This is a genomic window from Burkholderia sp. Ap-955, assembly GCF_011753045.1.
GTDB lineage: Bacteria > Pseudomonadota > Gammaproteobacteria > Burkholderiales > Burkholderiaceae > Burkholderia > Burkholderia lata_D.
The window spans coordinates 42,637-53,744 of record NZ_VWWH01000049.1 but is presented as its reverse complement, the minus strand read 5'-3'; the positions used below and the strand labels follow the sequence as shown (position 1 = coordinate 53,744).

Annotated in this window: 11 protein-coding genes; 7 read left to right on the top strand and 4 right to left on the bottom strand. The window is 70.7% G+C overall.

The window, feature by feature from the left end; all coding sequences use genetic code 11:
• Positions 1–200 precede the first annotated feature (200 nt).
• On the bottom strand, positions 201–488 hold the full coding sequence (locus tag F3J15_RS23490) for a hypothetical protein (protein WP_089446550.1): 288 nt from the start codon (positions 486–488) through the stop codon (positions 201–203).
• A 554-nt stretch (positions 489–1,042) separates the two neighbouring features.
• Between F3J15_RS23490 and F3J15_RS23485 the strand changes: the two genes are divergently transcribed.
• The 3 genes from F3J15_RS23485 to F3J15_RS23475 are packed head-to-tail and all read left to right on the top strand — an operon-like array spanning position 1,043 to position 5,040.
• Positions 1,043–1,798 (top strand): 2Fe-2S iron-sulfur cluster-binding protein, encoded by a 756-nt coding sequence (locus F3J15_RS23485; RefSeq protein WP_166894344.1) that lies wholly within the window; start codon positions 1,043–1,045, stop codon positions 1,796–1,798.
• Between the two features lie 18 nt (positions 1,799–1,816).
• Complete coding sequence (locus tag F3J15_RS23480) at positions 1,817–2,818, top strand: xanthine dehydrogenase family protein subunit M (protein WP_166894342.1); 1,002 nt, start codon at positions 1,817–1,819, stop codon at positions 2,816–2,818.
• Complete coding sequence (locus F3J15_RS23475) at positions 2,815–5,040, top strand: xanthine dehydrogenase family protein molybdopterin-binding subunit (RefSeq protein WP_166894340.1); 2,226 nt, start codon at positions 2,815–2,817, stop codon at positions 5,038–5,040. The genes F3J15_RS23480 and F3J15_RS23475 overlap by 4 nt, the downstream gene beginning before the upstream one ends.
• A 9-nt stretch (positions 5,041–5,049) precedes the next feature.
• On the opposite strand, the gene F3J15_RS23470 is transcribed toward F3J15_RS23475, so the two are convergent.
• On the bottom strand, positions 5,050–5,970 hold the full coding sequence (locus F3J15_RS23470; protein WP_069249025.1) for a LysR substrate-binding domain-containing protein: 921 nt from the start codon (positions 5,968–5,970) through the stop codon (positions 5,050–5,052).
• Between the two features lie 112 nt (positions 5,971–6,082).
• On the opposite strand from F3J15_RS23470, the gene F3J15_RS23465 reads away from it, so the two are divergent.
• The gene (locus tag F3J15_RS23465) at positions 6,083–6,721 is read left to right on the top strand and encodes a glutathione S-transferase N-terminal domain-containing protein (RefSeq protein ID WP_166894339.1); all 639 of its coding nucleotides are present in this window, start codon (positions 6,083–6,085) and stop codon (positions 6,719–6,721) included.
• A gap of 54 nt (positions 6,722–6,775) precedes the next feature.
• Here the strand turns inward: F3J15_RS23465 and F3J15_RS23460 are convergent, their stop codons facing one another.
• A complete protein-coding gene (locus F3J15_RS23460) occupies positions 6,776–8,047 on the bottom strand; it encodes an MFS transporter (RefSeq protein WP_166894337.1) in 1,272 nt (423 codons plus the stop codon).
• Positions 8,048–8,153: 106 nt separating this feature from the next.
• On the opposite strand from F3J15_RS23460, the gene F3J15_RS23455 reads away from it, so the two are divergent.
• The 3 genes from F3J15_RS23455 (at position 8,154) to F3J15_RS23445 (ending at position 9,910) form a co-directional block, all read left to right on the top strand.
• Positions 8,154–9,206 carry a LysR substrate-binding domain-containing protein gene (locus tag F3J15_RS23455; protein WP_166894335.1) on the top strand — a complete coding sequence of 351 codons (1,053 nt, stop codon included), beginning with the start codon at positions 8,154–8,156 and terminating at the stop codon, positions 9,204–9,206.
• Positions 9,207–9,302: 96 nt separating this feature from the next.
• Positions 9,303–9,530 carry a prevent-host-death protein gene (locus F3J15_RS23450; protein WP_240159248.1) on the top strand — a complete coding sequence of 76 codons (228 nt, stop codon included), beginning with the start codon at positions 9,303–9,305 and terminating at the stop codon, positions 9,528–9,530.
• Entirely contained in the window at positions 9,530–9,910 is a 381-nt protein-coding gene (locus F3J15_RS23445) for a type II toxin-antitoxin system VapC family toxin (protein WP_166894331.1), read from the top strand. Before F3J15_RS23450 ends, F3J15_RS23445 begins: the two co-directional genes overlap by 1 nt.
• 21 nt (positions 9,911–9,931) lie before the next feature.
• Here F3J15_RS23445 and dapA read toward each other — a convergent pair whose 3' ends face one another.
• The gene (dapA, locus tag F3J15_RS23440) at positions 9,932–10,825 is read right to left on the bottom strand and encodes a 4-hydroxy-tetrahydrodipicolinate synthase (protein WP_166894329.1); all 894 of its coding nucleotides are present in this window, start codon (positions 10,823–10,825) and stop codon (positions 9,932–9,934) included.
• Positions 10,826–11,108 lie beyond the last annotated feature (283 nt).

Genomic DNA, 11,108 nt, shown 5'->3' with positions numbered 1-11,108 from the left:
TGCGCTTGCGACGCGCGCACGGGCCTGGCGCCGGCCGAGTCCGAATCGCTCGGCCGGCCGGGCTCGGCGTGGCCCGCGAGGTGGCGCGACGCCATGCCGTTTGCGCCACCGCCGACCGTGACGTCATGTCAGCGACGCCTCCCAACGAATGCCCACCGCTCTCCCCGAGCGGGTCCGACTCATATCACGTGGTGACGGGATCAGCCCGGCGACGACGCGGCCGCGCTGGAGGCGGCTGCATTCGCGGCGGGCTTCGCATCGTCGTCGTCATCGGGCGGGTAGTGCACGACGGGCGGCGCGAGCGGCGCGGCATCGGACGCGGCGGTATTCGCGCTCGCGTCGCTGTTGAACGCGCTGGCGGCGCCGCTCGATGCGCCGCCGGCCTGCTGCGCGGCGTCGGTCGCGTTGGCGTCGTGCGGCGCGTCGTCGCTGCAGGCGGCGACGAAAACGGCGGCACACAGAACGACGGCGACGAAAACGCGACGCATGACTTCTCTCCTGGCAGGCTGATCGGGAAACGTTTTCGAGTATGCCGCCGCGATGCGACGTTTCGGTGAATCGTTTGCGATGCGAGTGTGATCGCGACCTGTTTTCGTCAGGCCGACGGAACGCCTTCGCGGCGATCCGCCGGCATGCGTGGCGGAATTTTCCGGCAGAGACGGATGCTGCGCGCATTTACACGGCGCGCCACGACGCGACCCGGCCACGGCGACGCGAGCGCCATGCGCGCCGTTGCACATGCACCCGGCAACTTGCGACCGATGTGTGGCCGGATGCGCCGGAAAACCGGGCGTTATTGCCGCTCCGTCAGCGAACGGCCAGCCGCGCGCCAGCGGGGTGTCATGAAGGCATGGTCAGCGGCAGCGTGTTCCGTCTGCCGCCCGGTGCGCGCCGCGCACGGGCGACCGGCGCGGCACATCGGCGTTGCCCCGCCGTTTCGCGGCACCGGAATTGCTCGTTGCCGATGCGCGTGCCGACCGCGCCGCCATCCGGGCGCGGGGCGGCACATCTGCGTCCATCAACCATGGAGCGAGCAGAAATCATGTCCAGCGATCAATCCGATTCTCCGTCTGCCGAACCGGCGCGCGATGCCGCCCCGTCGCCGCTCGGGCCCGGCCATTCAGCGGCGCCGCGGTTGCCGCACGATACGCCGTCCAGTGCCGCGCGGCGCCGCTTCCTGCAATCCGCGGCGGCTGCCGCGACCGTCAGCGCCGCATCGCACGTTCATCCGCAGCCGTCGTACGCGGCATCCACGCCGGCCGCGCCCCGCCGCGATACGGTTCCGGCGCAGCCCGTGCGTCTCGACATCAACGGGCGCGCGTACACGCTGCAGCTCGAGCCGCGCGTCACGCTGCTCGACGCCCTGCGCGAATACGCCGAGCTCACGGGCACGAAGAAGGGCTGCGATCGCGGGCAGTGCGGCGCGTGCACGGTGCTCGTCGACGGGCGGCGCATCAACGCATGCCTGACGCTCGCGGTGATGCACGAAGGCGCGCGGATCACGACCGTCGAAGGGCTGGCGCGCGGCGGCGTGCTGAGCCCGGTGCAGCGCGCATTCGTCGAATGCGATGCGTTCCAGTGCGGCTACTGCACGTCCGGCCAGCTCTGCTCGGCGACTGCGCTGCTCGACGAGTTCGCGGCGGGGGCCGGGAGCGCCGCCACCGACGATGTGCGGCGCCGTCCCGCGCAGCTGTCGGACGACGAGATCCGCGAGCGCATGAGCGGCAACCTCTGCCGCTGCGGCGCGTACCCGAACATCGTCGCCGCCGTGCGCGCCGCGCACGCGGCGCACGGCTAACCGACGGAGGGCACCGCAATGGAAGCGATCTCCTACGAACGCGCGACCGACGTCGCCGGCGCCGTGCGCGCGGCGCAGCGGCCCGGCGCCGCATTCATCGGCGGCGGCACGAACCTGCTGGACCTGATGAAGGGCGGCGTCGCGCGGCCCGTCACGCTCATCGACATCACGCGGATCGCGGGCCTGGATACGGTCGATGCGCTGCCCGGCGGCGGCGTGCGCATCGGCGCGCTCGTGCGCAATAGCGATGCGGCCGATCATCCGCGCCTGCGCGCCGACTATCCGCTGCTGTCGCAGGCGCTGCTCGCCGGCGCGTCCGCGCAATTGCGCAACATGGCGACCGTCGGCGGCAACCTGATGCAGCGCACGCGCTGCCCGTATTTCTACGATCCCGCGTTCGCGCAATGCAACAAGCGCGAGCCGGGCAGCGGCTGCGCGGCGATCGGCGGCCACAACCGGATGCACGCGATCCTCGGCGCCAGCCCCCAGTGCGTGGCGGTGAACCCGTCGGACATGAGCGTCGCGCTCGCCGCGCTCGACGCCGTCGTGCAGGTGAGCGGCCCGCGCGGCGCGCGGCAGATTCCGATCGCATCGTTTCACCGCTTGCCGGGAGATCGTCCCGATCTCGACACGACGCTCGAGCCGGGCGAGCTGATCACCGCGGTGGACTTGCCGCCGCCGCGCTTCGCCGACCATGCGCACTACCTGAAAGTGCGCGATCGCGCGAGCTACGCGTTCGCGCTGGTGTCGGTCGCGGCCGCGCTGCGGATGGACGGCCCGCGCGTCGCCGACGCGCGGATCGCGCTCGGCGGCGTCGCGCACAAGCCGTTGCGCGCGATGGAGGCGGAAGCGCATCTCGCGGGCCGCACACCGACCGACGCGACGTTGCGCGAGGCGGCCGCGCTGGCGTTGCGCGACGCGCGGCCGCTCGACGGTAATGGCTTCAAGGTCGCGCTCGCGCAGCGGGCGATCGTCCGTGCGGTCGAAACGGCAGCCGCCGGGACGGGAGGTGTCGCATGAATACGTTGACCGGACAGCCGCTCGACCGTGTCGATGGCGTGCTCAAGGTGACGGGCGGCGCGCATTACGCGGCCGAGTTTCCCGAGGCGCGGCTCGCGCACGCGGTGCTCGTGACGAGCACGATCGCATCCGGGCGCATCGAATCGATCGATGTGGCCCGTGCCCGCGCGATGCCGGGCGTGCTGCTCGTGATCACGCACGAGAACGCGATGCGTCTGCCCAACGGCGGCCGGTCGCCGCTATCGCCGCCAGCCGGGCGCCGGCTCACGTTGCTGCAGGACGACACGGTGCGCTACAGCAACGAACCTGTCGCGGTCGTCGTCGCCGAAACGCTCGAGCAGGCGACCGACGCCGCGCATGCCGTGCACGTGCGCTATCGCGCGAGCGATGCCGTGGCGGATTTCGCGCAGGCGAAGCGCGGCGCGCGCGTGCCGCCGAAGCAGCAGGGCCGCCCGATGGATACGCAGCGCGGCGACGTCGATGCGGGCCTGCGCGAAGGCGCGGTGCGCATCGACGCGACCTATACGACGCCGATGCAGCATCACAACCCGATCGAGCCGCATGCGACGATGGCGCGCTGGGACGGCCCGACGCTCACGCTGCACGATGCGACACAGGGCGTGTCGGGCGCGAGCACGGCGGTGGCCGCGATCTTCGGCATCGCGCCGGACCACGTGCGCGTGATTTCACCGTTCCTCGGCGGCGGCTTCGGCTGCAAGGGTTCGTCGTGGTCGCACGTGTCGCTGTGCGCGATGGCCGCGAAGCAGGTCGGGCGCCCGGTTCGTCTCGCGCTGACGCGGCCGCAGATGTTCGGCCCGGTCGGCGGGCGGCCGTTCACCGAACAGCGCATCGTGCTGGCCGCCCGCCAGGATGGCACGTTGACGGCGATGCGCCACGACACGATTGCCACCACGTCGACGTTCGAGGACTGGATGGAGATGTGCGGGATGCCGTCGCGGATCATGTACGCGGTGCCGAACCACGCGACCACGCACCGGATCGTGTCGCTGAACGTCGGCACGCCGACGTTCATGCGCGCGCCCGGCGAGGCGTCGGGCTCGTTCGCGCTGGAATCGGCGATGGACGAACTCGCGTGGCGGCTCGGCATGGACCCGGTCGCGCTGCGGCTCGCGAATTACGCGGCGGTCGATCCGCAGGACGGCAAGCCGTGGTCGAGCAACAAGCTGCGCGAATGCTACGAGGTCGGCGCGCGGCGCTTCGGCTGGTCGCGCCGCACCGGCGCGCCGCGCACGATGCGCGACGGCGACACGCTGATCGGCCTCGGGATGGCGGCCGCCACATATCCGGCGAACCGCAGCGAAGCGTCGGCGCGGGCGCGCATCTTGCCGGACGGCACGGCCGAAGTCGCATCGGGCACGCAGGACATCGGCACCGGAACCTACACGGTGATGACGCAGGTCGCGGCCGATGCGCTCGGTTTCTCGCCGCAGAACGTGCGCTTCGTGCTCGGCGATTCCAGCCTGCCGCGTGCGCCGGTATCGGGCGGCTCGCAGTCGGCGGCGAGCGTGGCGCCGGCCGTGCGCGAGGCCGCGCTGCAGGCGCGCGCGAAGCTGGTCGCGCTGGCGGTCGCCGCCCCCGGATCGCCACTGCAAGGCGCCGCGGCCGACGACGTGACGGTCGACAACGGCTGGGTCGTGCATCGCGGCGACCCTTCGCGGCGCGATCCGGCCGCGGCGGTGATCGCGCGTGCGGGCGGTCAGCCGATCGACGCGCAGGCGACGACGAAGCCGGGCGACGAGAAGTCGCGCTATGCGTCTCATTCCTTCGGCGCGGTGTTTGCCGAAGTGCACGTCGATGCCGAACTCGGCACGATTCGCGTACCGCGCATCGTCGGTGTCTACAGCGTCGGCAGCCTGCTCAACGCGAAAACGGCACGCAGCCAGTTGATCGGCGGGATGGTGTGGGGGCTCGGCACCGCGCTCGAGGAAGGCTCGCATCTCGACGTGCGGCACGGCCGCTTCACGAACGCGAATCTCGCTGAATATCACGTGCCCGTGAACGCGGACATCGGCGAGCTGGATGTGAGTTTCGTCGACGAGCGCGACACGCATTTCAATCCGCTCGGCATTCGCGGCATCGGCGAGATCGGCATCACCGGCGTGCCGGCCGCGATCGCCAATGCGGTCTATCACGCGACCGGCGTGCGGGTGCGCGATCTGCCGATCACGCTCGACAAGGTGGCGATGCCGACGCGGGCGTGAGCGCCGGCGTCAGCGCCGCGGCGTCCTGCGCCGCACCTCGCTGCGCAGCCAGTCGAGCCACGTGCGGATCGCCGCTTCGTGCGGATGGCCGGGGCGCCACACGACGTAGTGCGCGTACACGTCGGCGATGCGCACCGTCGACACGCGCACGAGCGTGCCGTCCGCGAGTTCGGGCTCGATCAGCGAGCGGCGCGCGAGGGCGACGCCGCGGCCTTTCAGCGTCGCGTCGATCAGCGCATTCGGATCGGTGAAACGCGGCGCGCGTGCGGATTCGGTGAGGTCGAGCCGCGCGGCCTGGAGCCACGGTTCCCACGGCTGCGCGGGATGGCGCAGCAGCGTCGCGCGCACGAGATCGGCCGGCGCGCGCGGCGCGACGCCGTCGCGATTGCGGTACGTGGGGCTCGCAACCGGAAAGATCGTCTCGTTCATCAGCTTCTCGGCGACGACGCCCGGCCACGTGCCGGGCCCGTAGCGCAGCGCGACGTCGATGCGGTCGCGCTTGCGCAGCGGTGCGAGCGCCACGTCCGGGTGCAGCGCGATCGCGATGTGCGGATGCGCGGCCGTAAAGCGCGGCAGGCGCGGTGCGAGCCAGCGCTCGGCGACGCTCGGCAGCACGCTGACGTTCAGCGTGACGTCGCAGGTGCGTGGGCGACTGCGCACGGCGAGCGCCGGCTCGAACGCGCGCTCGAGCACGCTGAGGCCTTGGCGTACCTGCAGTGCGAGCGCGTGCGCGGCGTGCGTCGGCGTTGCACCGTTACGCTCGCGCGTGAAGAGCGGATAGCCGAGCTGCGCCTCGAGCGCACGGATGTGCTGGCTGACGGCGCCTTGCGTGAGCGCGAGCGCGTCGGCGGCGCGCGTAAAGCTCTGCAGCCGCACGGCGGTCTCGAACGCACGCAGCGTCTGCAGCGGAGGAAGGTGGATGCGTCGCATGCGGGTATTAGTAACACTAATGTCCGAGCACGACAATTCATCGTTTGCGGCGGGCAGGCACGCGTTCCTACACTCGGTTCCGTCTTCCACATCCCCGTCGGGCCACACCACCATGAACGCCTATCGTCTCTATCTTTCGCCGGGCGCCTGCTCGCTTGCCGCCCACATCGCACTGGAGGAAACCGGCGCGCCGTTCGACGTCGAGATCGTGTCCGTTCGCGAGCAGCAGAACCTCGAAGCGCGCTATCTCGCGATCAACCCGAAAGCGCGCGTGCCCGTGCTCGCGATTCCGGGTGAGCCGCACGTGCTGACCGAAACGCCGGCGATCCTCACGTATCTCGCGCGCCGTTATCCCGATGCGCAGTTGCTGCCGCTCGGCGATCCGCTGCGCGAGGCACGGTGCCACGAATGGCTCGCCTGGCTGGTCGGTTGGGTGCACGGCGTCGGCTACGGCGCGCTGTGGCGGCCGGGCCGCTTCATCGGCGATCCGGCCCTGCATGGCGAGGTCAGTGCGCACGGGCGGCGCACGATCGAAACCGCGAACGAGACGATCGAAGCCGCGCTCGCCGACGGTCGCACATGGGCCGAGCCGGGCGCGCATTCGATCGTCGATCCGTTCCTGTTCGTGCTGTATCGCTGGGGCGTCGCGATCGGGCTCGACATGACGCGGCATGCGGCTTGGACTGCCCACGCGCAGCGCGAGGCCGAGCGGCCGGCGTCGCGGCGTGCGATGGCGCGCGAAGCAGCCTGACGGATTGCGGGCATCGCGGCGTGCGCTGCGACGCCCGCGTGAGACGAGCGGCTGCTATTTCGCGGCGAACAGCGGATAAGTCGCGCCGGCGACCAGCGCGGCCGCGAGCCACACGACACTCCACGAGCTGACCGCGAGCAGCGGTGGAATCGCGAGTGGCGTCGCGAACAGCCCGAGGTAGACGATCGTATTGGCCATGCCGAGTGCGGTGCCTGCCTGATTCGCGCCCGCGAGCGTCGCGAGCTCCGTGTATGCGACACCATGCCACGCGGACACGCAGATGCCGGCGAAGACGAGAATCGCGACGATCGCGGCGAGCGGCACGTGCGGGCTGCCGGCCGTCGCCGCGGCAAGCAGCGTGAACGATCCGGCCGCGACGAAAACGGAACCGCGCAGATACGCGCGCCGGTTGCCGTGCCGGTCGGTATGACGGCCGCTCCATACGCGCATCACCATCGCGCCGAGCTGCAGCGCGACCATCGCGGCACTGATGCCGGCGAGGCCGAGCCGGCCGAAGTCGTGCAGGAACACCGTCGCGAACGTGAGCACCGCGAACTGCGGCGCGCACAGCAGGCCGATGCCGAGCACGATCCGCCACACGGGGCCGCTCGCGAGCGGGTTGCGCACCTGCCGTGCGGATGGCAGCCGCTCGATGGGGCGATGCGTGGCGGGGTGCGTCACGGCCGATTCGGCCGGCGGCTCGTGCAGCCAGCGCCAGGTGAGCGCGGCCGATCCCGCGCACAGCAGCATCAGCGCGCCGAATACCGCGGCAAAGCCGATATGCGACGCGAGCGACGGCAGCAGCGCCGCGCCGACGCCGCCGCCGAGCGGCACGGCCGTCTGGCGGATGCTCATCGCGAGCCCGCGTTCGCGCTCGCCGAACCAGCGCATCACCGCGCGCCCGCTCGACCCGTTCACGCTGCCGCCGAGCAGGCCGACACAGCACATTGCCACGACGACGCGCATCAGCGGCGGCACGCCGTGCGCGGTCGGGACGATCGTGCACACCATCAGCGCGAACATCGCGGCCGTCGCGACGAGCCCGGCGAGCAGCACGCGCCGGTCGCCGAAGCGGTCGGCGGCCATCCCCCACGGCAGCTCGGACAGCGCGACGCCGAAGCCGAGCGCGCCGAGCACGAGGCCGAGCGCGCCGTTGTCGAGGTGATAGGCCGTGCGCATCCACACGGCCGTGGTCGGAATGCCGGCCGCCGCGGCCGAAAAGCTCATGTTCGCGGCAACGCCGGCCGCCAGCACGCGCCAGCGATGAGCCGCGCCGCGCACGTCGCGGGCGGGCGAGGAGGGGGAAGCGATGCACGAGGTATCCATGACGGCAGGCCCGGTTGGAAATTGACATCCACAGTCTGGCGCCCTACATTCATCCTGAAAATCGGAAAGTTCTTGATGAATCGTTCGGTAAAACAGGATGGTTGAGATGCCCGGACAAGACATTCCCCGCGACGACGGCGAGTCGCTCGCGCTGGCCGATGCCACGCTGGCCCGGCCCAACTTCGACGTGGCGGCGCTGCGCAGCCTTGTCGCCGGGGTGGATCTCGGCAGTTTCGCGAAGGCGGCCGACCGCGTCGCGCGCTCGTCGTCGGCGGTGAGTGCGCAGATCCGCAAGCTCGAGGAGCAGGCCGGCACGCCGCTGTTCGTGAAGGCCGGGCGCGGGCTGGCGCTGACCGACGCCGGCGACGCGATGCTGCGCTATGCGCGGCGGATGATCGAGCTGAACGACGAGGCGGCCGCGGCCGTGCGCGGCATGAATCTCGACGGCTGGGTGCGTGTCGGGCTGCAGGAGGATTTCGGCGAGGCGATTCTGCCCGACGTGCTCGGGCGGTTCGCGCGTGCGCATCCGAAGGTGCGGATCGAGGCGCGCGTGGCGCGCAATGCCGACTTGCTCGACCGGCTCGACGCGAACCAGCTCGATCTCGCGCTGGTGTGGGGCGATCCGGCGTCGGCGGCGCTGGTGGCGCGCGCGGGGATCGAGAGCGAAGCGATCGCGCAGGTGCCGATGCAGTGGGTGGGGGCGGCGGGTTCGGTCGCGACCGGCTTCGGCATGCCGGGCGGTGGCGCTGAGGAGGAAGGCGGCGCAGAGGAAACGGGCGGCCGTGCGGTGCGCGCGCCGGGCGAGCCGCTGCCGCTCGTCGTGTTCGACCGGCCGTGCCGGTTCTTCGGTGCGGCGACCGGCGCGCTCGATCGCGCGGGCGTGCCGTGGCGCGTTGCGTTCACGACCCCCAGTCTCGCCGGGCTATGGGCCGCGGCGGCGGCCGGCCTCGGGCTGACGGTGCGCTCGCAGTACGGGCTGCCCGCGTCGGTGCGCGTGCTCGATGCGGCTTCGTGCGGGTTGCCGGCGCTGCCGAGTTTGCCGCTGATTTTGCTGCGGCGTACGTCGTCGGCGACGCCGACAGTCGATCGGCTCGCGCGGATCGTGAAGCAGGCGGTGCGGGATGCGACGGAGGGGACGGGGGCGGCGCTGGCGGCGTGACATCGATCGACGCGTCCGCAGTCGGCTGGACAATCGGCCTATTGGAGGAATGGAGCGAAGATCGTGACAATGGTGGCTCACTCAATGGAGCCCATCATGCAAGTTTCCACTGTCCCTGAAGCCGCGCTCGACCTGCAGCGGCTGCTCGATGCCGCGATCGCGGGCGAACGCGTCGTGATTGCGCAGGACGGCAAACAGTCGGTCCGGCTGGTGCCGCTTGAACCCATCCATCGGTTCGGCGCCCTCAAGGGGCAGATATGGATTGCCGACGACTTCGATGCGCCCCTCTCCGCGGAAGAATTGGCCGAGTTCGAAGGGAAGTAATGCGGTTGCTGGTCGATACGCACATCTTTCTGTGGATGTGGGGTGATGATCCGAAACTGAGCGTTCGCGGGCGCAGGCTGATCACCTGCGCCGACGCCGTGTTCGTCAGCAGCGCGAGCATCTGGGAGATGGCGATCAAAGCCGGGAGGGGAAAGCTGGACGTCGACGTGGATCGGCTCGTCGGTGAGATCAAGACAAGCAAGTATCGCGAGCTACCGGTCCGGGCTACGCACGGTGCTGCCGTGCGTCATCTGCCACATCATCATGGCGACCCGTTCGACCGGTTGCTCGTTGCGCAAGCGTGGTGTGAACCGCTGTTGCTCGTCACGGCCGACAGCCATCTCGCGCAGTATGGCGCGTCCCGAATCTTGACAGTCTGAAACTGTTTCGGAAGCGAAATCCTACGCTGCCGCGACAGCTTGCGTGGACGCGTCCAGTTCCGCACAAATGGCCGCTAGCCGCTCCCTCAACCCTTCACTCGCCGGCACGAACGGCAGCCGCAACCCGTCCTCGCACCACCCTTGCGCGGCCAGTACGGCCTTCACCGGCGCCGGGTTCGGCTCCGCGAACAGCGCCGCGACGAGCGGCTGCAGCGCGACCGACAGGCGCCGCGCATCGGCGAGCCGACCGTCGCGCAGCAACGCATGGATGCGCACATGCCATTCGGGCAGCACGTGCGCGCTGCTCGCGATCGCGCCGTGCGCACCGGCGCACATCGCCGCGAAGTTCTGATTGTCGTCGCCGGACAGGATCGCGAGCGGCGTGTCGTGCACGAGCCGGCTCATCCGGTCGAGCGTGCCACCGCATTCCTTGATGCCCGCGACGCGCGGGTCGCGCGCGAGCGCCTGCAGCGTCTCCAGTTCGACGTTCACGCCGGTGCGGTACGGGATGTTGTAGACGAGCACCGGCAGGTCGGCCGCCTCGACGATCGCCTCAACGTGGCGGCGGATGCCGTCCTGCGTCGGCCGCACGTAGACGGGCGGCGTGACGAGCAGCCCGTCGGGCCGCAGCGCCGCGAGTTCGCGCGCGCGGGCGGCCGCGAAATGCGTCGCGCTCGCGGTCAGCCCGACGACGATCGGCAGCCCGGGCGCCGCGTCGCGCAGCGTCGCGATCACCGCGTCCTGTTCGCGCGCGTCGAGCAGCACGCCCTCACCGGTCGTCGCGCTCGCGACGAAGCCTGCGATGCCCGCGGCAGCATAGTGGCGCGCGAGTCGCGCGAGCGCGGCATGGTCGACTTCGCCGTGGTGGAACGGCGTGATGATCGGCAGCCAGATACCTTCGAAACGTGTGTTCATGCAAAGCCTCATGGTGGAAACGGAGTGGGAAGGAACCGTTCCGCCGGCGGAGAGCCGGAGCGAGGCGTGCGAGCAAGGAGAAAGAAACGACCTGCGGGCATCCCGTCCGGCATTCGCCTGACGGGACGTGACGTCCCCGTCAGTCGAGGAGTCGTTTTTTCAGTTTCAGCCCGGCCGCGCGCGCACCTGCCGCGACGGCGGCGAGGATCGGAAGCGAGCGCAGGGCAGCGGACATGGGAGAACCGGAAAATGGGCTGAGCGGCGATCTTAACACCGGATCCGA